The following is a 22,999-nucleotide window of genomic DNA, read 5'->3' as shown; positions in this document are numbered from 1 at the left end:
CCTTACTGCTGCGGCTTGATCAGCTCGATGGAAATCATTTTGTGCATGCCACTGAGGGGCACCAGACGCTTGACGTCCATCTGGTAGAAACCGGCCACCGGACTGATGGACGCCGGCATGGCCGGGGTGCAACCGGTCAGGCTGTAGAGGTTCATGTAGTCGGCATTGGGGTCGCCCACGGTGCCCTGACGCATGGACAGGCTGCAACGCAGACTGCCCTTGAGCCCCGGGCCACCGTCACCCTGGACTTCCAGGCGCAACGGGCAGACACCCATGCGCCGCCCACCCATCCAGGGGTCCTGGGCCTGCGGGCATTCCTGGTCGCCGACGGTGGCCATGACCTGGCCCACCAACTGGCGCAGGTCCTTGTTCTGGTCGGGCCAGACTTCGCCGTTGTCGACCATGCGGTCCTTGATGAACAGGGTGTAGCGCACTGGGAAGCCGACCTTGTTGCTGAGCATGAACGCGCCCTGGGAATAGGCCAGCTTGTCGCCGGCGATGCAACCGGCGCGATCGGTGACGGAGAACTCGGTGGTGTTGAGGTTCTTGATATCGGTGCCGCCGTTGAATCTGATCAGGCACTGGGCTTGCCGGCCATCGCGGCAGTTGTTTTCCACCAGGCGCAACCCCTTGCCGACCACAGCGCTGTCGTCGATGACAAAACCGTTGAAGTTGGTCATGTCGCTGGGCAGCACGCGGTTGACCCGCAAGTCGACGAGAAAATCGCCGTTCTGTGCCAGCGAAGGCTCCAGGTTCATCGAGAAGCGTGCATTGCATTGCTGCTTCAGGGTCACCTTGAAGTTCTGCGCATCCGGCAGGCCGCCGATCATGCCGCCCGCACCGATCGGCAGGCCGAGAACGCTGCCCAGGGTGGTCAGAATGCCCGAGATCATGGCCTTGGTCTTGGCATAGGCCTCCAGCTCGTCGTTGGTCATGTCGCTGACTTGGGCCTGGCTGAAGTTGTTCGACTGCTTCCAGTTGAAGCTGGTGGTGGAGCGGATGGTCCCGCTGAGCCGGGCTTCGTCACAGGCCCCACGCTCCTGGCAGAACTTGAGGTTGAAACCCCAGTCCTTGCTGAAGATATCGAGGATGTTGAACATCGGCTTGCTCAAGGCCATCACCAGCATGCCCTGCTGGCGCGCGCCGATCACCACGGGACCGGACTCAAGGCCCTTGGCGGTGGCGTATTTGGGCACGCTTACCGGGTATTTGCGCTCGAAATCCGAAGAATCGACGTGGAATGGCGGCTCAAACGTGATGGGATAGTCGCCTTCGTTCTCGATCACCAGGGTGATGAAATCAGGCTCCGCTGCCTGAGTCTCAAGGCTTAGTACCGCCAATGGCAGGCTAAGCAGGCAGCTTGTCAGCAAAGTCGTTTGGCAACGGGTCCAGAATCCAGTCCTGCGCATCGTCAATCCTTGAACATGGGAGAGGGGGCGCTCACTTTAAATGCTTTATGGCGTATTGCCATCCCCCTTCTCTTGCTCGCTCCGGATCAGCGTCAGGCGCCACCGGCGAATGTTAAAACCGTTTAACCGTGCTCCCCGGGCCGCATCGGTCTACATTCAATCACCAGGCTCGCCCTCCTCCTCTGGCCTGAGCCGACTCAACTGCAGCGAGCCCCCCATGCCGCCATTCGAGACACGCCCCATCCAGGTGCAGTACCTCAAAGCCGCCTGCTCAAGTTGCAGCGTTCTGGAATTGTGTTTGCCCCTGGGCCTCAGCCACCAGGAGGTAGAACGCCTGGACACCTTGATCCTGCAACGGGTCAGGGTGAAGAAAGGCCACACGCTGTATCGCGCCGGCGATCCCTTGAGCTCGCTGTACGCGGTGCGCCTGGGGTTCTTCAAGACCAGCGTGCTGTCGGTGGACGGTCGTGAACAGGTCACCGGGTTCCAGATGGCCGGGGAGATTCTCGGGCTGGATGCCATCAGCAGCAACCTGCACGCCTGCAGCGCCTTTGCCCTGGAAGATGGCGAGGTGTGCCCGATTCCCTTTGCCCAGTTGGAACAGCTGTCCCAGGCCCTGCCTTCGCTGCAGCACAACCTGAACAAGATCCTCAGCCGGGAGATCGTGCGTGATCACAGCATGTTGCTGCAGATGGGCAACATGAACGCCGACGAGCGTCTGGCGGCCTTTCTGCTCAATCTGTCGCAACGCCTGAGCCTGCGGGGCTATTCGTCACGGGCCTTTGTCCTGCGCATGCGCCGCGAGGAGATCGGCTCCTACCTGGGCCTGCGCCTGGAAACCATTTGCCGGTGCATCGCTCATCTGCGGGATCAGGGCTTGGTGATCATCGATGGCAAGCAGGTCCAGATCCTCGATCTGGAAGGCCTGAAACAGCGGGTGGCGGGTTGTCATAACGCCGCCAGGGAATAGTCCCCCGCCCCTCAAGGCTGCAACTCCACGCTGTCCCGATATTCCGGCACCGACACCGACCAGCCCAGTTCCAGGCTGATGCGCCGGCGCAAGGTGTCGGCGGCGTTGGCCTCGCCGTGGACCACGTAGGTGTGTTTCGGCGGGCGCTTGAAGCCTCGCAGCCATTGCATGATCTCGTCGGCATCAGCATGGGCCGAGAGGCTCTGCATGGCCGTGACCTCGGCGCGGATCGGCACTTCCCGGCCATGGATACGCACCGACTCGGCGCCAGCGATGATCTGCGCACCACGGGTGCCGCCGGCCTGGAACCCGGGAATCAATAGGCTGTTGGCGGGGTCGGGCGCCAGTACCTTGAGGTGGTACAGCACCCGACCGCCGGTGGCCATGCCGCTGGCGGCGATGATCACCGCCGGGGTCTTGAGCGAGTCCAGGGCCATGGATTCCTGGGTGCTGCGCACGATGTGCGCGACATGGCACATGCCTTCGCACTCTTCCCGGGACAGCCGGTGGTCACTGCGAAAGCGCTGGTACAGATGGGTGGCGTCGGTGGCCATCGGGCTGTTGAGGTAGATGGGCAGGTCGGGAATCGCCTGGCGCTGGCGCAAGCGATACAGGTGATACATCAGTAACTGCGCGCGGCCCACGGCAAAGGACGGCACCAGGGTGATGCCGCCACGCTGGGCGGTGCGGTTGATGACGTCAGCCAGTTGCTGCTCGGGGTCGTCCCGGGAATGCAGGCGATCGCCATAGGTCGACTCCACCAGCAGGTAGTCGGCCTGTTCGATGCTTTGCGGGGCGAACATCACTGGGTCCTGCATGCGTCCCAGGTCGCCGGAGAACACCAGTGCCATGCCTGCGGCATCCACCTGGACCGTGGCGGCGCCAAGAATATGCCCGGCACCGCGCAATTGAATGTGCATCCCCGGCACCACCTCCACTCGGTGCTGCAGTTGCACCGGGTGCAGAAGTTTCAGGGCCTGCTCGGCATCGCGCTCGGTATACAGCGGCAATGCCGGGGAGTGCTTGGAATAGCCATGACGATTGGCATAGGCCGCCTCCTCTTCCTGCAGGCGACCGCTGTCGCGCAGCAGAATCTTCGCCAACTCGCAGGTAGCCGCCGTGGCATACACCGGCCCGCGATAGCCGTTGCGCACCAGCACCGGCAGGTAACCGCTGTGATCAAGGTGAGCATGGGTCAGGACAATGGCATCCAGTTCACGCAGTGGCAGGCCAAAGGCCTCCCAGTTGTGCTGGCGCAGTTGCTTGTAGCCCTGGAACAGCCCGCAGTCCACCAGCACATGCCGGCCCTCGTGCTGCAACAGGTATTTGCTGCCGGTGACAGTGCCGGCGGCACCGAGAAAACTAATGCGCATCGTCATCTCCTGGCCGCCGGGCAGGGCCACGGCTCAAGCCCGATCTCACTCCTGAGGCTCCACCAGCATCAGGCTGCAAGGTGTGTGATACAGCAGTTGCTCGGCGCTGGAGCCGATGAAGCGTTGCAAGCCCCGGCGATGCACACGCCCGAGGACCATCAGGTCGAAATCGTTGTCGGCGGCAAAGCGTGCGATGACCTGATGCGGCACACCCTCCAGGCGATAACAGTGCTCAGGGGCAATGGCGTAGCGCTCGGCCAGGGTCTCGAACGCTTCCTGCTGTGCATCATTCACCGCATCACGCAAGCTGATGTTGGTGTCAGGACTGTAGATCGGCAGGCCGGTGGCGTTCTCAGTGGCCCAATCCACCACATTCAGCAAGTGCACCCGGGCACCGCAGTGTTTGGCCAGGGTCGCGCACATCTCGAGAATGCGTTGATTCAGGCCCTGGGTCAGGTATTCCAGATGGGACAGGTCCAGGGCGGCCAATACCTTCAACGGCAAGGGGTGCCGACAGTCCGTCACCAGGTGCAATGGCTGGCGCAGCTCGCGCAGCAGCAACCAGTCCAGAGGCTGGTAGAAGATGCGCCTGAGGGTTGGCACCGGCTGGGCGTCCTTGACCACCAGGTCCGGGTGGTAGTCGCTCACATAGTCGAGAATCTCCTGCAAGCGAGCCTTGGCCCACAGCACCTCGGTGCTCACCTGCAAACCGTGGGCCCGCTCGAAGCGGGCCTGTTGTTCCAGCCAATGCCGATGCACCTGCAGGTAGCCTTCCCGGGCCTGGGCCATGGCTTGATGATCGAACAGCCCCGCCACCTCCAGCACCTCGACGAAGTCAAAGGCGACGATGTGCAAACTGGCGCCCAAGGCCCGGGCCAACGCGCTTGCGCGATCAAATGCCGGGCTGTGAGACAGGGCCGTAGGTGCAATCAATAGCACGCGTTGCAGTGTGGACATGGGCACCTCCCGGACGGCGCACTGAACAACGGCCAGGGCGCCCCCAGCCGATGCCTCGATGATGCTCGCCACCTGCGCCGCCGGCTTGATAAAAATCACAAAGCGGCGGGTTAACACCGCGTCGGCAGTGAATATCCGAGCCCCTGAGCCGCGTCTGATCCAGATCAGATCCTGCCCCCTGCAACAGGCGTAAAGGATAGGAACCACGCGGCCTGGGGTCGCGGGCCACGCTTGATCATCCCTAGAGGATCGCCCCCATGTTCAGCATCAAAGAACACAATGACCAGGCCGCCGCAGCCTATGGCTGCGTGACCGGTCAGCACTGGATCGAAGCCCTTGATGATGGCCGCCACGTGCTGATCAGGCCCCTGACAGAGCAGGATCGGCAGCGCGAATACGATTTCATCAAGCGGCTGTCCGCCGATTCCCGGCACATGCGTTTTCTGGCCCAGATCAAGGAGCCCGACACCGCCATGCTTAACCAGTTGATGGACGTCGATGGCAAGCAGCGCCTGGCGTACATAGCCCTGGTGCATGAAAACGGCATGTTGATTGAAATCGGCGTCAGTCGTTATGCCGCCGCCACTGGCGATCAATGCGAATGCGCGGTCACTGTCGCCGATGAATGGCAGCACCTGGGCCTGGGCTCATTGCTGATGACCCACCTGATCCGCGCAGCCCGCCAGCATGGTTTTCATCAGATGTATTCAGTGGACAGCGCCAACAACCAGCCGATGCGCGAGCTGGCCGCTGCCTTGGGTTTCACCACCCGTACCGATCCCGACGATGCCCATCAGGTGCTGCACCGCCTGTTCCTCTGACCCGAGCCGCCACGCCGCCCCATGGCGGGCGTGGCCGGCCCCTGTCACTGCTGGGGTTCGCGCGGTGGCTTGACCGCCCAGATACTGCAGGGTGCCTGCAACAGCAGGTGCTCGGCCGTGCTGCCCAGGCGCTTGTGCACACCACGGTGCTGGGTGGTGCCCATGACAATCACATCGCTCTGATGCTCCTCGGCGAAGCGGCAGATTTGCTGCAGCGGCATGCCTTCAATGAAGTGACTGCGTTCCGGGGGCACGCCGTGGCGCTCCGCCAGCGCGCGATAAACCTCGTGTTGCGCCGCGCCCAGGGCTTCATACAAACCACTGGCCAAGGACAGCGCGCCGGCGCCGGTGTCCTTGGCATAGACCGCCACCCAGTCATACACATGCAGCAGGTCCAGCTCGGCGTCGCACTGCTCGGCCAGTTTCACTGCCGCGTCGACGATCTGATCGTTGAACTGCAGGTCCTGCACTTCGCTGCGCAGCACGTCGATGATCGCCAGCACCCGCCGCGGCCGCGGGTGCCGGGCTTCGGTCACCAGATGCACCGGCAAGGTGCAGTCGCGCAAGAGTTGCCAGTCCAGCGGGGTATAGAAGATCCGCCGCATCGCCGACTCGGCATGGGCATCCTTGATGATCAGGGCCAGGGGCATTTCATTGGCGAACTGCTGGATCGCCTGATACGGCTGGGTGACCCACAGCGCCTCGCACGTCACCTGCAGGCCCTGCTCGCGCATCGGTTGCGCCTGTTGTTCCAGCCATTGCCGGTGCTGTTGCAGATAGGCCACCTGCAATTGCTCGGCCTGGCCGCTGTCGAACAGCCCTGCCAGCGTCAGCGCCTGAAGATGATCCAGGGCGACGATGTGCACCGGCAGTTGCAAGGCCTTGGCCAGTTGCGCAGTGCGCTCGAAAGCCGCGGTGCGCTGCATCTGCTGGGGCGCGATCAAGAGTAAACGTGGTGTTTGCGACATGGTTCACCTCGGCTCAAGCGCTTGAAAAAAAACCGCAAGGGGCACTCAAGACTGAGCGCTCTGGCCAGAGGCGAGTTGATCTTTGTCAGGCGTCGCGTTTTTTTCCAGGGCCTGGTTACTGCAGCCAGACGCCGCCCCACATCGCCAGGGTCAACAGCACCTGCCCTGGAACGACGTAGAGGGCAAAGCGGCGTCCGCCACTGATGGCTGCCAGCACGCACTTGCTGAGTGCGTTGCTGCTGACGGCCAGCATCACCACGCTGCCGATGGCCGCGCCGGGCAATTGCCCGGACTTGACCAGCGAAGCAATGGACGCCGTGGACGCATGGGCATCGGCAAAACCGCTAATCACCGCAGTCAACATCACCCCCAACTGCCCGAAGTAGTTGAGCATGAGCGAAGACGCGAAGGTGATGGCGCTCATGGTCAGGGCCACGATCAAGGCCAGCTTGGGATTGAACGCGCCCTTGTCGCTGACCGGCTCGACGCTGCCGGGATCGGTGCGGGGAAACATCAGGCAGGCGGCATACAGCGCCGTGCTCGCGCCCCCCAGCAGCAGGGGCAGCCACATGGCCTGCAGCAGCGCGCTATCGACCGTCGCCAGGATCAGGCCGATCTGCGCCACCGTGGCCAGGTTGGAGAGAATCGCCGCCGCGCCGAGGGTCCGGACCTGCTGCGGCGCGTTGGCGACCCGCTGGCCCATGGAGACGATGGTCAAGGTGCTGGACACGAACCCCGACGCTACGGCGCTCAGGGCATACCCGTAATGGGTGCCCAGGGCTCGTACCGCCACATGTCCCAAGGCGCCCACCGCCATCAACAGCACGGTCAGGGTGCCTATGGTGCGCAGGTTGAAGGCGCCATAGGGACCGATGAACCGGTCGGGCGCCAGGGGCAGGATCACCAGCGCCGCCACCAGCAGGGTCAGACCATCGGCGATTTCCCGGTCGCTCAACTGACTGCGCACAAAGTGATGGAGTGTCTGTCGATAGGCCAGCAAGGCGGTCATGACAACGGCGATGGCCAGCGCCAGCTCCGGGTCCGTGCCACATAAGGCCCCGAGGATCAGCACCGCCAGCAGCGCCACTTCGCTGGTGACCCCCGGGTCCTCTTGCTCGTTGCGCCAATAGGCCACCGTCACCAACCCGGCCACAGCAATGGCCAGCGAGGCCAGCAGCAGCGGGCCGCCGACTCGCTGGCCGATGAACCCCAACAGCGCGGTGATGGCGAAGGTACGCAACCCGGCGCTGCCACGCTGAGGCCCCTGCCCTTTGCGCCGCTCGCGCTCCAGGCCCACCAGCATGCCGATCCCCAGGGCCGCGGCGGCGTTGGTCAGGTCGATGGTTTCAAGCATTGCACGCCCCAGGAAGACAGCCCACACCGAGAATAGAGCGCTGCCGGCGCTTTCGCGAATCGGCCGCCCAGCGCCTTGCAGGAGCCGGCTTGCCGGCGAAGACCGTGTTGAGGGCGATGCAGGGTTTGCGGGCTTCTTCGCTATGGGTCAGGCACGCCCATGGCGTTTCAGGGTCTGGCTGGGCAACTCCTTGAACAGCGCTCGATAGCTGCTGGAGAAGCGTCCCAGGTGCCAGAACGACCAGTGCATCGCCACCTCGGCCACAGTGGTTTCGCCAGGGCCACGGCTGAGCAACTCCCGGTGTGCGCTGTTGAGCCGGCGCAAGCGCAGCCATTGGCTGGGGGCCATGCCGGTAAAGGCCTTGAACGCACTCTGCAACTGGCGCAGGGAGACCCCGGCCACCTGGGACAGCTCCAGCAGGTTGAGGGTTTCTTCGGGGACGTCGGCGGCCCATTGCGCCACCCGCTGCATGATGCCCCGCTCCTCGTTGCGCCGTTGCAGGCTGCCCGGGTCCAGGCGCACGCAGGCGTTGTCGAGGATGTACAGGCAGTCGTCCAGCAGTTGCTGGGTCAGCGCTTCGCGGCTGGGTGGGTCGAGGGTCTGGGACAGGCGGGTCAAGGTGGCGCTCAGCCAGCGGCAGAACAGGGCATTCTGCTGGTTGGTCAGCGGGGCCATGAACAGGCCCTCCAGGCGTTCCACTCCCAGGCCCTGGCGCTGGACGAATTCGGGGCCGAACACCACCGCCACTTCCTGGTAGTTCTCCGGGGTGATCCAGATGTTGCGGCTCTCGCCATTGAGCAGGTAGAGGGCGTTGTCGCTGCGATCGAAACAGAACGCCAGGGCGCCTTGCGGGGCACTGAAATTCTGCTCGACCCGGGTGTTCATGCACTCCTCGTAGATCTCTACGCCCTGCAGGTCGAGGTAGCGCACCAGGCCGTTGAAATGCCCGGGGGACATCTGCTGGTAGTGCTGGACCCAACCCGGGGTGGCACGGATCTGATCGGCGACATCGAAGGTGTTGAAGGCTTGAACCTGAAGCGGATTGGACGCTGTCATCGGGGGACCTTGCGCACTCTTTTGGTGCGCTTTGGTGCTGCTTAAAGTGGATAGATGGAACAACAAGGCTCGCCCAAGATAGTCGCCAATGCGCCGCAGGGGAAGCCTTGCCGGGATACTCCCGCTCACCTCGGTGCAGACAAAACCAATCATCGAGGTCTTTATGAACGCCCCTTTCGATCAGCTTTCCTCCTGGCTGAAAGATCACAAGATTACCGAAGTAGAGTGCGTGGTCAGCGACCTGACCGGCATTGCCCGCGGCAAGATCGCGCCCACCAACAAGTTCTTGCATGAGCGCGGCATGCGCCTGCCGGAAAGTGTCCTGCTGCAAACGGTAACCGGGGATTTTGTCGACGACGACCTGTACTACGAACTGCTGGACCCGGCGGACATCGACATGATCTGCCGCCCCGACTCGTCATCGATCTACCTGGTGCCCTGGGCCATCGAGCCCACGGCCATCGTCATCCACGACACCTTCGACAAGTTCGGCAACCCCATCGAGCTGTCGCCGCGCAACGTGCTGAAAAAAGTGCTGCAGCTGTACACCGACAAGGGCTGGCAGCCGATCGTCGCCCCGGAAATGGAGTTCTACCTGACCCAGCGCTGCGAAGACCCGGACCTGCCGCTCAAGGCGCCCCTGGGCCGTTCGGGACGGGCGGAAAGCGGCCGCCAGTCGTTCTCCATCGATGCCGCCAACGAGTTCGACCCGCTGTTCGAGGATGTCTACGACTGGTGCGAAGCCCAGGGCCTGGACCTGGACACGCTGATCCACGAAGACGGCCCGGCACAGATGGAAATCAACTTCCGCCACGGCGACGCCCTGGATCTGGCGGACCAGATCACCGTGTTCAAGCGCACCCTGCGCGAGGCCGCGCTCAAGCACAACGTCACCGCCACCTTCATGGCCAAGCCGGTGGCCGATGAGCCCGGCAGCGCCATGCACCTGCACCAGAGCGTGGTGGACATCGCCACCGGCAAGCCGATCTTCGTCGACGAACATGGGCAGAAGAGCCAGCTGTTCCTGCACCACATCGGCGGCCTGCAAAAGTACATCCCCAAGGTGCTGCCGATGTTCGCCCCCAACGTCAACTCGTTCCGCCGCTTTTTGCCGGACACCTCGGCCCCGGTGAACGTCGAATGGGGCGAGGAAAACCGTACCGTCGGCCTGCGGGTGCCCACCGCCAGCCCCGACGCCATGCGCGTGGAAAACCGCCTGCCCGGCGCCGATGCCAACCCTTACCTGGCGATTGCCGCCAGCCTGCTGTGCGGCTACCTGGGCATGGTCGAGGGCATCGAGCCCAGCGCCCCGGTGGAAGGCCGGGCCTATGAACGCCGCAACCTGCGCCTGCCGATCACCATCGAGGACGCCCTGGCGCACATGGAGGATTGCCCGACCATCGAGCACTACCTGGGGCGCAAGTTCGTCCGTGGCTATGTGGCGGTCAAGCGCGCCGAACACGAGAACTTCAAGCGCGTGATCAGCTCCTGGGAACGCGAGTTCCTGCTGCTCAGCGTCTGATTTCCCCACCTTCTGCAATCAATAAAAACAACCCGAAGAGGTGTCGATATGCGTCTTTTGCAAGCAGTGATCCCGGCAGCACTGGCGGCCTTGATGAGCGCCGCCGTCCAGGCACAACCCAGTGTCAGCGTGTACAACTGGACCGACTACATCGGCCAGACCACCCTCGCCGACTTCCAGGGGCAAACCGGGGTCAAGGTGATCTACGACGTGTTCGACTCCAACGAAACCCTGGAGGGCAAGTTGCTGGCCGGGCGCACCGGCTACGACGTGGTGGTGCCCTCCAACCATTTCCTGGCGCGCCAGGTGAAGGCCGGCGCGTTCCTCAAGCTGGACCGCTCGCAGTTGCCCAACTGGAAGAACCTGGACCCCAAGCTGCTGGCGCTGCTGGAGCAGAACGACCCCGGCAACCAGTACTCGGTGCCCTACCTGTGGGGCACCAACGGCATCGGCTATAACGTCGACAAGGTCAAGCAGGTGCTGGGCATCGAGCGCATCGACTCCTGGGCGGTGCTGTTGGAGCCTGCGAACCTGAAGAAGCTCCAGCAGTGCGGGGTGTCGATGATGGACTCTTCGGACGAGGTATTTCCGGCGGTGCTCAACTACCTGGGGCTGGACCCGCGCAGTGAAAATCCCGAGGACTACAAGAAAGCCGAGGCCAAGCTGCTGACCCTGCGCCCGTACATCACCTACTTCCATTCCTCCAAGTACGTCTCGGACCTGGCCAACGGTGATATCTGCATCGCCTTCGGCTACTCCGGGGATGTGTTCCAGGCCGCCAACCGGGCCAAGGAAGCCAAGAACGGGGTGAACATCGCCTACGCCATTCCCAAGGAAGGCAGCAACCTGTGGTTCGACCTGCTGGCGATTCCCGCCGATGCCGGCAACGTCAAGGAGGCTCACGCTTTCATCAATTACCTGCTGGACCCGCAAGTGATCGCCAAGGTCAGCGCCTATGTCGGCTATGCCAACCCCAACCCGGCCTCCCAGCCGTACATGGACGCCGAGCTGGTGAACAATCCCGAGGTGTACCCGCCTCAGGACGTGCTCGACAAACTGTACATTTCCACCACCCAGTCGCCGGCCATCATGCGCTTGATGACCCGCTCCTGGAGCAAAGTGAAGTCCAACAAATGATTCAGCCAAGACACTCGGGCAGCGCCAGCGAGCACGCCCGCTCCTACTACGCCGCCTCCGCCGGAAGCCTGCCCGGCTACCCGTCCCTGGACGGGGACCTGAGCGCCGATGTCTGTGTCATCGGCGGTGGTTTCACCGGGGTCAACACCGCCATCGAGCTGGCCCAGCGCGGGCTGTCGGTGATTCTCCTTGAAGCCCGGCGAATCGGCTGGGGCGCCAGTGGGCGCAATGGCGGCCAACTGATCCGCGGCATTGGCCACGACGTCAGCGGCTTTGCCCGCTACGTCGGCAAGGAGGGGGTGAAATACCTCGAGCATGCCGGGATCGAGTCGGTGGACGTGGTGCGCCAGCGCATCGCCGAGCACGGCATCGATTGCGACCTGCGCTGGGGCTTCTGCGAGCTGGCCAATACCCGGGCCCAGTTCGCGGCGTTCCAGGCAGAACAGGAGCATCTGGCGAGCCTGGGCTACCGCCACCCTACCCGCCTGGTGGCGCCTCAGGACATGCATCAGGTGGTGGACTCCCCGGTGTATGCCGGGGGCCTGGTGGACATGGGTTCGGGGCATTTGCACCCACTCAAGCTGGTGCTGGGGGAAGCGCGGGTCGCGGCGTCCCTGGGGGTAAGGATCTTCGAACAGAGCCCGGTGCTGGAGCTGGTGCATGGCAACCGCGTCGAGGTGCGTTGCGCCACAGGCACCGTGCGCGCCGCCAGCCTGGTGCTCGGATGCAACGCCCACCTGGATGAACTGGAGCCACGCCTGAGCGGCAAGGTGCTGCCCGCCGGCAGCTACATCATCACCACCGAGCCACTGCCTGAGGCGCTGGCGACACAGTTGATCCCGCAGAACCTGGCGCTGTGCGACCAGAAAGTGGGCCTGGACTACTACCGGCTGACGGCGGATCGACGCCTGCTGTTCGGCGGTGCCTGCCACTATTCAGGGCGTGATCCTGCGGACATCGGCGCCTACATGCGGCCGAAGATGCTCAAGGTATTTGCCCAATTGAACGATGTGGCCATCGACTTCCAATGGGGCGGCAAGATCGGCATCACCGCCAATCGCTTCCCCCAGGTAGGTCGGCTGCACCAGTACCCTAACGTGTACTACGCCCAGGGCTATTCCGGCCATGGCCTGAATGTCACCCACTGGACTGCACGGCTGCTGGCCGAAGCCATCCATGCCGGGCACAGCCATGGCCTGGATGTGTTCAGTGCCGTCCCACACATGACCTTCCCCGGCGGCCCAGCCCTGCGCGCACCGCTGCTGGCCCTGGGCATGCTCTGGCACCGGATGCGGGAAATGCTCGGTTGACCGCCCGCCTTCGCCGGTCCCACCCCGCTTGCTACGGGGCGGGCAGGTTCTTCAGGTGAACCGTCGCTGCGGAAAATCCAGCAATAGCGCATTGATCCGTTGTGGCCGCTCATTCTGGATGCCGGGCGCTCCAGGGTCGATGCGAGGAGCAGAACCTGGCAGATGGCGGCCGCAGCCCTGAGCAATATTGATGCTTCGAATGACACTGCCGCTCCTGCCGGCACTGTGCGGTGCTGGCAGGAGCGGCAGCCCCTCAGGCGGAAATCATTCCGACCTGGGACTGGCTGTGCTGACGAATCAGGCGCTGAGTGTTCAAGACCTTTTCCAGGGCCTGTTCCGAATCCGGGTCCTGCATGGGCGCACGAATTGCCGCCGACACCAGGCTGATCAGCTTGGCCATGACTTCGGCGTCAGTGGCCGGACGGCCCAGGCTCATGGCCTGCATCAGCAAGCGCAGTTCGGTGCCGGCCATCACCCCGGAAATCGCCTTGAGGGCAAACTGCAGGCGCACCCCCAATTCGTTGCGCGGCAGGTCCGGCAGCGCCAGGGCAAAGGCCTTGAAGAAGCGCTCGAATACCGGCTGGTAGTGTTCCTTGAGGTATTCCTGGATGAAGGGCGACGTGTCGCTGTAGACCCGGCCGAGAAAGCGGATGAAGGAGCGGCCTTCCAGGCCACCGCTTTCATCACTGCGCTCCAGGCCCATGGCCGGGGCGAACAGCACCCCCAGCAGGGTCTCGCAGTCCAGCGGTCCCTGGGCCTGCTCTTCACATTTGGCCAACAGCTCCAGGCGTTGATCGTTGAGGGGGCCCAGGCGCTGCATCAGCAGGGCTTTCATCAGCGAGTCCTTGTCGCCGAAGTGATAGTTCACCGCCGCCAGGTTGACCTGGGCGCGCTCGGTGATCTGACGCAGCAGCACGGCGTCGTAGCCGTACTTGATGAACAATGCCTCGGTCGCTTCCAGCAGTCGGGTCTTGGTGACATTGGGGGCACTGAGTTTCTTGGCGACCATGGAGGACTAACCTTTGCTGGGATGAAAAACTGACCGTTCGAACAGTGTTTTAAAAAAAAATTTGATTTTTTATACCCGCGAGAAGCCCTAAAAGCAAGCGTCACAGGGACGTCCCCAGCGGCCCGAGGCCGTTTTGTGACCCGCGGGTTCCTGGTAGAAAAATCCCGAAAAAAGCCCGCAATTACCCGGTTCAGACAGCTGGCGCGCCAGGATGAACGCAGTTACTATTCAAACAAATTTTTTAAAATAATAAATAAAACCAGAGCTTGGCGTTGCCCCTGAACCCCCCGCTGCACGAGCCCTACGTGGTGGGAATGTTCAAGCATTCAGTCGAGCCAGCCGGCGCGGTAAGCGATGACAGCGACGATAATCGACCCAGGTTTTATCTCCCTGCAAGGCATAGGCAAGAGCTATCGGCTGGCGGAGCAACCGCTCCACATTCTCAAGAACGTTTCCCTGTCCATCGAAGCCGGTGAAAGCTGCGCCATTCTCGGTGCCTCCGGTTCCGGCAAGAGCACCCTGCTCAACATCCTCGGCCTGCTGGATCTGCCCGACAACGGCGACTACCGCTTTGCCGGGCACGATATCTTCCGCGCTAGCCCCGACCAGCTGGCGGCGATCCGCAACCAGCAGATCGGCTTCGTCTTCCAGAGTTTCAACCTGCTGCCGCGCCTCAGTGCCCTGGACAATGTCGCCCTGCCCCTGAGCTATCGCGGAGTGGCGCGGCGTGAATCGCTGGAACGCGCCCAGCACATGCTCGATCAGGTGGGCCTGGGGCAGCGGGCCCACCACCGCCCGGCGGACCTCTCCGGCGGTCAGCGCCAGCGGGTGGCGATTGCCCGCGCCCTGGTGGGCGAACCCTCGGTGATCCTCGCCGACGAACCCACCGGCAACCTCGACAGCCACACCGCCCAGGAGATCATGGACCTGCTGCTGTCGCTGAACCGCGAGCGCCAGGTGACCCTGATCATCGTCACCCACGACCCGGGCATCGCCCAGCGCCTGGAGCGGCAGATCCGGGTCACCAACGGCGTGGTCCAGGAGGTCTGCCCGGCATGAGCCTCAAGGTCGAGCAAAGCGCCAGCCAGTTGCTGCACGAAGCCTTCGTCAGCCTGCGCACCCTGGGCAAGCGTTCGATCCTGGCCCTGCTGGGGATCGTCATCGGCAGTTCATCGGTGGTGGCCCTGATCAATATCGGCCATAACGCCGCCGAAGACGCCGCGGCGATCTTCCAGGACATGGGCACCGACACCCTGGCGGTGCAGTTCCCCGACACTTCGGGGGCGCGCACGCCCATGCCGGCGGCGCTGGACCTCGCCACCCTGTACAAGGCCCTGCCCAACCTGCTGCACATCGCCCCGGTGGCGTTGTTCAGCGGCCCAGTGGTATTCCAGGGACGCACCACCAACGCCAACTTGGTGGGCAGCACTGCGGCACTGAACGACGCCATGCGCCTGCAGTTGCAGCAAGGACGCTTCCTTTCGGAATTCGATGCCGCCGAAACCTACGCGGTGGTGGGGGCACAAGTGGCCCAGGCCCTGAGCCAGCCCCATGACCCACTGCACCTGGGCGACAGAATTCGCATCAATGACTATCTGTTCCAGGTGATTGGCATCCTGCAACCGCAACCGGCTGCCGTGCTGATCCCGGTGCAGACCAACGAATCCCTGTTCGTGCCCCTGGAGGGCATGCGGCGGATTTCCTCCAGTGCGCAGATCAGCAACCTGATAGCCCGCGCCGCGCCCTCCCAGGACATGAACCAACTGGCCACGGCCCTGGGCGATGCGCTGAAAAAACAGCTACCGGGACGGGGCGTGGAAGTACAGATACCGCAAAAGATCATCGACGGCATGACCCGGCAAAGCCGCACCTTCGGTTACCTGCTGATGGCCCTGGGGGGCATCTCCCTGGTGGGGGGCGGCGTCGGGGTGATGAACGTGATGCTGATGAACGTCTCGGAACGGCGTCGCGAGATCGGCATCCGCATGGCCCTGGGCGCCAGGCGCCGGGATATCCGCAACCTGTTCCTGCTCGAAGCCGTGACCCTCACGGCGGTCGGTGCCCTGTCCGGGGCGGTGCTGGGCATGAGCGCCGCCTACCTCTATGCCCGGGTTTCCGGCTGGCAGTTTTCCCTGGCCTCTGCATCCTTGCCCCTGGGCATCGGCAGCACCTTGTTGATCGGCCTGTTCTTCGGCCTGTACCCGGCCATCTCGGCCTCGCGCCTGCAACCGGTGGAGGCGCTGCGCGATGAATGATCGCCAACGCGCCGGGCTGTTGCTGCTGTGGCTGATCAGCCCCTTGGGGCAAGCCGCCTCCCAGGACATGAATGTGGCTCGCCAGGCGTCAGCCCCGACCCTGCACAGCGGTTATGAACGCAGCGTCCTGCTGAGCCAGCAGCAGACCGACCTGACCCTCGCCGATGCGGTCTACCTGGGCCTGCGCAACAACCGCGGGATTCGCAGCGCCTACTTGCAGCGCGTGGCGCAAAAGTTCGATCTGCGGGTCTCGGAAGATGCCTTCAATCCCAAGCTGCTGCTCAGTGGCACCTACCAGGCCAACAAGGGCAGCAACGACGGGGTACGCAACGCCATGCTCACGCCCAGTTCCAGTTTGCTGGGGGAGTACGGCACCCGCTTGAACATGGCCTGGCGGCAAGAGTTGAGCAATGCCAATCGGGCCGGCTACTACCGACGCGACGGCCTCGACCTGGCGATTATCCAGCCCCTGCTCAAGGGCGCCGGCTGGGATGTGACCACCGCCCCGCTACGCCTGGCGCGGATCAACGAACAGGCCTATCGCCTCAACCTCAAGGCCAACGTGGCGCAGACCATCAGCGACATCATCGGCGCCTACCGCGAGCTGTTGCGGGCCCAGCAACAGCTGGCGATCGTCGAGGATGCCCTCAAGCGCGCCAATGCCCTACTCCAGGTGAACAAGGCGCTGATCGCCGCCGGGCGCATGGCCGAGTTCGAGATCGTGCAGACCGAAGCCGATATCGCCAGCCAGGAACTGGGGGTCGAAGAAGCGCGCAATCAGGTGGACATCAATCGCCTGTCGCTGCTGCGGCTGCTGGCCCTGGACCTGTCCACGCGCATTCGCGCCAGCGACGCCCTGGAAGCCGCCAGGATCAGCATCGACCAGCAGGACGCCCTGCGCCTGGCCCAGCTCCAGCAACCCAGTTACCTGGCGACCTTGCTCGGCAGCCAGCAGGCCGATCTGAACCTGGTGATCGCCAAGGACCAGGGCCGTTGGGACGTGTCCCTGGTGGCCGGTGCCAACCAGGTGCGCAACCGCTACGACAACGACGGCGGCAATGGCGCGGGCAGGACCTGGGACAGCTATGCCGGGGTCCAGGTGCAAATCCCCATTGGCGACCTCAGTACCCGCCAGGCGGAAGTCCATGCCCGGGTCGACGTGGAAAACCAGGCGCTGGTCCTGGCCGATGCCCGCCAGGCCCTGGAGCGCGGTGTCAATGACGTGGTGCGCGACCTCGGCACCCGTTGGCGCCAGTACGAAATTGCCCAGCGCGCGGTGGAACTGTCCAAGCGCAAACTGGAGATCGAACGGGAAAAACTCAGCGCCGGACGCTCCAGCAACTTTCAGGTGCTGAGCTATGAAAGCGACCTGCGCACCAGTGAAAACGCCCGCCTCAACGCACTTATCGCCTACCTCAACGCCCAGACCCAACTGGACCTGACCCTGGGCACGACCTTGGAGACCTGGGACATTGCGCTCAATGACTACTGAGCAGAAAAGCTCGCGCAAACGCTACCTGCAAGGGGGCGCGGTGCTGGTGGTGCTGGCCTTGGCCGGCGTGGCCCTGAGCGGTTACCACGCCCCGGACCACACAGCGACTGACAAGGGCCGCTGGATCGAGGTCAGCAGCGCGCCGCTGATTCATCAGATCGGCCTGGTGGGCAAGATCGAACCCCAGCGCACCATCAGCCTGACCGCGCCGTTCGACGGCATTGTCCTGGCCAACCTGGTGGAACAGGGCCAACGGGTGGAGGCCGGCCAGACCCTGCTGAAAATGGACCCCAGCCTGATCGAGATCCAGTTGCGCGAAGCCTTGTCGGTCCAGCTCAAGGCCCGACGCAGCGTCCAGGAACTGCAGGACTGGAACAACAGCGCCCAGGTCACCCGTGCCCGGCGGACCTTGCGTTCCTCGCAGATGGCGGTCAGCAATTCCGAGCGCAAGCTCAGTGAAAGCCAGAGCCTGTTTGCCCGGGGCATCATTCCCCGCAACGAACTGGACGACCTGACCCAACAACTGCAGACCCAGCGCCTGGACCTGAGCGCGGCCCAGGGCGAGCTGCAACAGGCCCTGGATCAGGGCAAGGGCGAATACCGGCAGATTGCCGAGATGGAACTGACCAATGCCACGGTCAAATACGAAGCCCTGCGCGCCCTACTGGCGGGCAAGGACGTCACCGCGCCGTTTGCCGGCATCGTGGTGCCGGCGCCGGGCGTCAACCTGAGCCAAATCGCCTCGGCAGGGGCCTCGGGCCCGGTGCAAACCGGCAGCAAGGTCGGCCAGGGCCAGGCCCTGTTCGGTCTGGCCAACATCGAGCAACTGAAGATCGTCAGCAAGGTCTCGGAGCTGGACATTAACCAGCTGCGTCAGGGCCAGAGCGTGGAAATCCTCGGTGACGGCTTTGATGGCGAACGCCTCAATGGCCAGGTGGACATCGTCAGCAGCCTGGCCCTGCCCGGCGACGCCAGCGGCGCCAGCGCACAGTTCCCGGTGACCTTGTCGATCCCTACGCTGACCCGGGAACAACTGCAGCGGGTACGCCTGGGCATGAGTGCGCGATTGACCATCATCACCTACCGCAACGACCAGGCAATCGTCATCCCGCCGGCAGCGATCCAGCGCGGCGCAGATGGCATGAGTGTGGAATATCGGGCGAGCGCCGATCAGCCGGCACAACGGCTGCCGGTGAGCGTGGGCCAATCGACGGCTGAGGGTGTCGAAGTGTTTGGCCTGCAGCCGGGCCAGGTCCGCCTGCCCAACGCCTTGTAGGTTCAGGCTTGCCTGGCTATCACCCGAAGACCTCTAGCGCCCTAGGGACTCTTGCGCCCCTGCGGGCCGTTCGCAGCCTTCGGCAGCGGCTACACCGATCGTAGCCCCGGCGAGGCTGCGAAAAGGCCCGCAGGGCCTTGCTTGGCGATCTTCAGAACAACCTCGGGCGCCCTCGGAACTAACGCAGGGCGCGGCGCAGCACCTTGCCCACGGTGGTCTTGGGCAACTCTTCGGTGCGGAACTCGACGTAGCGCGGCACCTTGTAGCCGGTCAGGTACTCGCGGCAGTGGGCCAGCAACTGCTCTTGGGTCAGGTTCGGGTCCTTGCGCACCACGAAGATCTTCACCTTCTCCCCCGTCACCCCATCCTCGACCCCGATCGCCGCCACTTCCGCCACGCCCGGATGCAAGGCCACCACATCTTCGATCTCGTTGGGGTACACGTTAAAGCCGGACACCAGGATCATGTCCTTCTTGCGGTCCACCAGGCGGATGAAACCCTGCTCGTTCATCACCCCGATATCCCCGGTGGACAGCCAGCCATGACGGTCCAGGACCTTGGCGGTTTCTTCCGGACGCTGCCAGTAGCCCTTCATCACTTGGGGGCCACGCACCTGCAACTCGCCCTCCTCGCCCAGCTCCGCCAGTTCGCCATCCTCACGCACGAAACGCACCCAGGTCGACGGCAGCGGCACGCCGATGGTCCCGGTGAAGTCCCCCTCGCGCATGCGCGCGATGTCGATGGGGCTGATGCTCACCACCGGCGAGCATTCGGTCAGGCCGTAACCTTCGATGATCGGCACCCCGGTGACTTCCTTCCAGCGCCGGGCCACGGCGGTGTGGGTGGCCATGCCGCCGGCGATGGCCAGCTTCAGGTCGGAGAAGTCCCGGCCACGAAACTCTTCGTTCTCCAGCAGGCCGTTGAACAGGGTGTTGACCCCGACGATGCCGCTGAACTTCTCCTTGCGCAGGATCATCTGCACCCGCTTCACGTCCCGGGGGTTGGCGATCAGGATGTTGCGCCCGCCCAGGCACATGAACATCAGGCAGTTCACCGTCAGTGACAGCACGTGATACAGCGGCAGCAAGGTGACGTTGGTTTCCTGCTGGTTTTCGTCCAACTGGTCGCCAACCCAGGCCTTGGCCTGCATCAGGTTGGCGAGGATGTTGCGGTGGGTAAGCATGGCGCCTTTGGCATCGCCGGTGGTGCCGCCGGTGTATTGCAAAAAGGCGATGTCATCCTGCTTCAGCTCCACTGGACGGGGCTCCAGCACGGCGGCCAGTTTCATCATCGCCGGGAAGCGGATCGAGCCTGGCAGGTTGAACTTGGGCACCTGCTTCTGCACGTGGCGCAGGGCGAAGTTCAAGGCCGCGCCCTTGAAGGTGCCCAGCAAGTCGCCAATGGCGGCCACCACGACATTCTTCAGTTGGCTGCCCGGCATCGCCTGCTCCAGGGTGTGGGCGAAGTTCTCGAAGATCACCACGGTTTCGGCGCCGCTGTCCTTGAGCAGGTGCCGCAGTTCATGGGCGGTGTACAGCGGGTTGACGTTGACCACCACCGCCCCCACCAACAGGGTGCCGAACAGGCAGATCGGGTATTGCAGGCAGTTGGGCATCATCAGGGCCACCCGATCGCCCTTCTTCACCCCTTTGGATTGCAACCAGGCGGCGAAGGCGAATACGCGCTTCTCCCAGAGGTCGTAGCCCATCTCGGTGCCGATGCTGACGTAGGCCACCCGGTGGCGGTACTTGTCCACGTGTTCGAGGAACACTTCCCGCAGCGACGGGTAGCGGTCGATGTCGGCTTCGATATCGCTGGGCACACCCGGCAGGTAAGCGTTCAGCCAGATACGCTCGGCGGGTTGCAGGCTCACGACACTCATTGGCAGTCTCCTGGTTATTTTATTTTTCGACGATGGCGGTGATACCCAGCCCGCCGGCTGCACAAACGGAAATCAGCCCGCGGCCGGAACCGCGCTGGTGGATCGCCTTGGCCAGGGTCGCCAACAGGCGCCCGCCGGTGGCGGCAAAGGGATGCCCGCAGCCCAGGGAGCCGCCGTTGACGTTGAGTTTGCTGCGCTCGATGCTGCCCAGGGCGCCGTCGAGGCCGAGTTTGTCCTTGCAGTAGTCGGGGTCTTCCCAGGCCTTGAGGGTGCACAGCACCTGGGCGGCAAAAGCCTCGTGAATCTCGTAGAAGTCGAAATCCTGCAAGCCCAGGCCTTCCCGGGCGAGCATGCGCGGCACTGCGTAGGCCGGAGCCATCAGCAGCCCTTCCGTACCGTCGACGAAGTTCACTGCGGCAGTTTCCCCGGTCCGCAGGTAGGCCAGCACCGGCAGGTTGTGGGCGGCGGCCCACTCCTCGCTGGCCAGCAGCACCACTGAGGCGCCGTCGGTGAGCGGGGTCGAGTTACCGGCGGTCAGGGTGCCGTTGTGGCGGTCGTAGGCCGGGCCCAGGCCGGCGAGCTTCTCCAGGCTGGCATCGGCCCGCAGGTTGTTGTCCCGGGTCAGGCCGCGATACGGGGTGATCAGGTCGTCGAAGAAGCCGCGCTGATAAGCGGCCTGCAGTTGCTGGTGGCTGGCAAGGGCCAGTTCATCCTGGGCCAGACGCTTGATATGCCAGCGCTTGGCCATTTCTTCACAGTGCTCACCCATGGACAGGCCGGTGCGTGGCTCGCCGTTGCGCGGCAACAGCGGCTTGAAGAACATCCCCGGGCGCACCTTGAGCAGGCTGCGCAGCTTGTTGCCGGCGCCCTTGGCGCGGTTGGCCTGGAGCAAGGTCCGCCGCAGCCCTTCGTTGATGCCGATGGGCGCATCGGAAGTGGTGTCGGCACCACCGGCGATGCCCACTTCGATCTGCCCCAGGGCGATCTTGTTGGCCACCAGCAGCGCCGCCTCCAGCCCGGTGCCGCACGCCTGCTGCACGTCGTAGGCCGGGGTCTGCGGCGACAGCGTGGTGGACAGCAGGCTTTCCCGGGCCAGGTTGAAATCCCGGGAATGCTTGATCACCGCCCCCGCGGCGAACTCCCCCAGGCGCTGGCCCGACAGGCCGTAGCGATCCACCAGCCCCTGCAACGCCGCCACCAGCAGGTCCTGGTTGCTGTCGTTGGCATACACCGTATTGGAACGGGCGAACGGAATCCGGTTGCCGCCGATGATCGCCACCCGGCGCACCGGCGCCGGATTGAAACTGTACTCAGTCATTGCCCAGTTCCCCAGATAAATAGGCCGCGCATGTGGGGTTTGTCCCCCGCGTTGTTGCGCACTTCGAACGCATGGCGCGGACCGTCGGGCAGACGGTTCCACAGGGTCACCGCCGCCGGCAGGAAGATCGGCAGCTTGAACTCGCAGTCCAGCTCCGCCGCCGCCAGTGGATGGGGTGGTTGCTGCGCTGCCAGTGCCCGGCCCAGGGTCCACATGCCGTGGGCGATGGGCCGACGGAAACCGAACAGCCGGGCGCCGAGCCAGGAGGTGTGGATCGGATTGAAATCGCCGCTGACCTGGGCAAAGCGCCGCCCCAGGTCGCCCCCCAGGCTCCAACGTTGAGTGCGCACCAGAGCCTGTTCATCCAGCGGCAGCGAGCCTTGCCAGGGCTCACCAATGGGCGCGCTGACGCCACGGCGCAGATACAGGCTGTCGCTTTCCCAGACCAGGCTGCCGCCACTGTGGGCCCGGGTGGCAATCGACAACGCCTGGCCCTTGGGATGGGCCAGCCAACGCTCGGCAAACACTTCCAGGCGCAGGGCCTGCCCTTCCTCCAGCTTCTGGTACTGACGGATACGGTTGGCCAGGTGGACCATGCCGCTGGCCGGATAGGGAAACGTCGGGTGGGTCAGCAGCAACAGGTGCAAGGGAAACGCCAGGGTATGGGGAAAGGCCAGCGGCACACCGTGCTCCCGGCGAAAGCCACAGGCCTGGGCATAACGGGCGATTTCGGCGGCCTGCAGCTCCACCGCCGGGCGCACAAGGCGCTCGCTGGGCAGCTTGGGGACGGCCTCCAGTTTGGGCTTGCGCAAGCTGCGGATGCCGTCGTACAGCAACTGGCCCCGGGACGGCGGCGGTTCGATGATGCGAATGGCAGAGTCGGCATTCAT

19 protein-coding genes are annotated in these 22,999 nt (G+C 64.0%); 9 read left to right on the top strand and 10 right to left on the bottom strand.

Annotated features, from left to right (window positions below; all coding sequences use genetic code 11):
* Positions 1-2 precede the first annotated feature (2 nt).
* On the bottom strand, positions 3-1,409 hold the full coding sequence (locus LOY69_RS14880) for a hypothetical protein (protein WP_146232912.1): 1,407 nt from the start codon (positions 1,407-1,409) through the stop codon (positions 3-5).
* 217 nt (positions 1,410-1,626) lie between these two features.
* Here LOY69_RS14880 and fnr point away from each other — a divergent pair, with 217 nt between their 5' ends.
* Complete coding sequence (gene fnr / locus LOY69_RS14875; RefSeq protein WP_170002991.1) at positions 1,627-2,379, top strand: fumarate/nitrate reduction transcriptional regulator Fnr; 753 nt, start codon at positions 1,627-1,629, stop codon at positions 2,377-2,379.
* An 11-nt stretch (positions 2,380-2,390) separates the two neighbouring features.
* On the opposite strand, the gene LOY69_RS14870 is transcribed toward fnr, so the two are convergent.
* On the bottom strand, positions 2,391-3,752 hold the full coding sequence (locus tag LOY69_RS14870) for an MBL fold metallo-hydrolase RNA specificity domain-containing protein (RefSeq protein WP_170002989.1): 1,362 nt from the start codon (positions 3,750-3,752) through the stop codon (positions 2,391-2,393).
* A gap of 45 nt (positions 3,753-3,797) precedes the next feature.
* A complete protein-coding gene (locus LOY69_RS14865) occupies positions 3,798-4,709 on the bottom strand; it encodes a universal stress protein (protein ID WP_265074843.1) in 912 nt (303 codons plus the stop codon).
* A gap of 257 nt (positions 4,710-4,966) precedes the next feature.
* Here LOY69_RS14865 and LOY69_RS14860 point away from each other — a divergent pair, with 257 nt between their 5' ends.
* Entirely contained in the window at positions 4,967-5,530 is a 564-nt protein-coding gene (locus tag LOY69_RS14860) for a GNAT family N-acetyltransferase (protein ID WP_265074842.1), read from the top strand.
* A 44-nt stretch (positions 5,531-5,574) separates the two neighbouring features.
* Here the strand turns inward: LOY69_RS14860 and LOY69_RS14855 are convergent, their stop codons facing one another.
* From LOY69_RS14855 to LOY69_RS14845, 3 genes are all read right to left on the bottom strand, one after another.
* The gene (locus LOY69_RS14855; protein WP_265074841.1) at positions 5,575-6,498 is read right to left on the bottom strand and encodes a universal stress protein; all 924 of its coding nucleotides are present in this window, start codon (positions 6,496-6,498) and stop codon (positions 5,575-5,577) included.
* Positions 6,499-6,613: 115 nt separating this feature from the next.
* Positions 6,614-7,852, bottom strand: a complete 1,239-nt coding sequence (locus LOY69_RS14850; protein ID WP_265074840.1) for an MgtC/SapB family protein — start codon at positions 7,850-7,852, stop codon at positions 6,614-6,616.
* A 147-nt stretch (positions 7,853-7,999) separates the two neighbouring features.
* Entirely contained in the window at positions 8,000-8,908 is a 909-nt protein-coding gene (locus LOY69_RS14845) for a helix-turn-helix domain-containing protein (protein WP_102879404.1), read from the bottom strand.
* A gap of 163 nt (positions 8,909-9,071) precedes the next feature.
* On the opposite strand from LOY69_RS14845, the gene LOY69_RS14840 reads away from it, so the two are divergent.
* The 3 genes from LOY69_RS14840 to LOY69_RS14830 are packed head-to-tail and all read left to right on the top strand — an operon-like array spanning position 9,072 to position 12,877.
* Complete coding sequence (locus tag LOY69_RS14840; protein WP_170002979.1) at positions 9,072-10,430, top strand: glutamine synthetase family protein; 1,359 nt, start codon at positions 9,072-9,074, stop codon at positions 10,428-10,430.
* Between the two features lie 48 nt (positions 10,431-10,478).
* Positions 10,479-11,567: a polyamine ABC transporter substrate-binding protein gene (locus tag LOY69_RS14835; RefSeq protein WP_265074839.1), complete on the top strand. Its 1,089-nt coding sequence runs from the start codon at positions 10,479-10,481 to the stop codon at positions 11,565-11,567.
* On the top strand, positions 11,564-12,877 hold the full coding sequence (locus LOY69_RS14830) for an NAD(P)/FAD-dependent oxidoreductase (RefSeq protein ID WP_265074838.1): 1,314 nt from the start codon (positions 11,564-11,566) through the stop codon (positions 12,875-12,877). Before LOY69_RS14835 ends, LOY69_RS14830 begins: the two co-directional genes overlap by 4 nt.
* A 253-nt stretch (positions 12,878-13,130) precedes the next feature.
* On the opposite strand, the gene LOY69_RS14825 is transcribed toward LOY69_RS14830, so the two are convergent.
* Positions 13,131-13,886, bottom strand: coding sequence for a TetR/AcrR family transcriptional regulator (locus LOY69_RS14825; protein ID WP_102879408.1), 756 nt, complete (start codon positions 13,884-13,886; stop codon positions 13,131-13,133).
* 354 nt (positions 13,887-14,240) lie between these two features.
* Between LOY69_RS14825 and LOY69_RS14820 the strand changes: the two genes are divergently transcribed.
* From LOY69_RS14820 to LOY69_RS14805, 4 genes are read left to right on the top strand one after another with little or no spacing between them, the layout of a single operon-like run.
* Positions 14,241-14,945: an ABC transporter ATP-binding protein gene (locus tag LOY69_RS14820; RefSeq protein WP_102879409.1), complete on the top strand. Its 705-nt coding sequence runs from the start codon at positions 14,241-14,243 to the stop codon at positions 14,943-14,945.
* A complete protein-coding gene (locus LOY69_RS14815) occupies positions 14,942-16,141 on the top strand; it encodes an ABC transporter permease (RefSeq protein WP_265074837.1) in 1,200 nt (399 codons plus the stop codon). Before LOY69_RS14820 ends, LOY69_RS14815 begins: the two co-directional genes overlap by 4 nt.
* Positions 16,134-17,633, top strand: coding sequence for a TolC family protein (locus tag LOY69_RS14810; protein ID WP_110595636.1), 1,500 nt, complete (start codon positions 16,134-16,136; stop codon positions 17,631-17,633). The genes LOY69_RS14815 and LOY69_RS14810 overlap by 8 nt, the downstream gene beginning before the upstream one ends.
* Positions 17,623-18,909, top strand: a complete 1,287-nt coding sequence (locus LOY69_RS14805) for an efflux RND transporter periplasmic adaptor subunit (protein ID WP_265074836.1) — start codon at positions 17,623-17,625, stop codon at positions 18,907-18,909. The genes LOY69_RS14810 and LOY69_RS14805 overlap by 11 nt, the downstream gene beginning before the upstream one ends.
* A 178-nt stretch (positions 18,910-19,087) precedes the next feature.
* Here the strand turns inward: LOY69_RS14805 and LOY69_RS14800 are convergent, their stop codons facing one another.
* Genes LOY69_RS14800 through LOY69_RS14790 form a run of 3 tightly spaced genes read right to left on the bottom strand, consistent with a single transcriptional unit; the run spans position 19,088 to position 22,999 of the window.
* Positions 19,088-20,791, bottom strand: a complete 1,704-nt coding sequence (locus LOY69_RS14800; RefSeq protein ID WP_102879413.1) for an AMP-binding protein — start codon at positions 20,789-20,791, stop codon at positions 19,088-19,090.
* Positions 20,792-20,810: 19 nt separating this feature from the next.
* The gene (locus LOY69_RS14795) at positions 20,811-22,109 is read right to left on the bottom strand and encodes an acetyl-CoA C-acetyltransferase (protein WP_102879414.1); all 1,299 of its coding nucleotides are present in this window, start codon (positions 22,107-22,109) and stop codon (positions 20,811-20,813) included.
* A complete protein-coding gene (locus LOY69_RS14790) occupies positions 22,106-22,999 on the bottom strand; it encodes a MaoC family dehydratase (RefSeq protein ID WP_265074835.1) in 894 nt (297 codons plus the stop codon). Before LOY69_RS14790 ends, LOY69_RS14795 begins: the two co-directional genes overlap by 4 nt.

The organism is Pseudomonas sp. B21-059 (genome assembly GCF_026016285.1).
In the GTDB taxonomy this organism is placed as follows: Bacteria; Pseudomonadota; Gammaproteobacteria; order Pseudomonadales; family Pseudomonadaceae; genus Aquipseudomonas; species Aquipseudomonas danubii.
The sequence above is the reverse complement of the archived record's forward strand: the minus strand, read 5'-3'. Positions and strand labels throughout refer to the sequence as shown.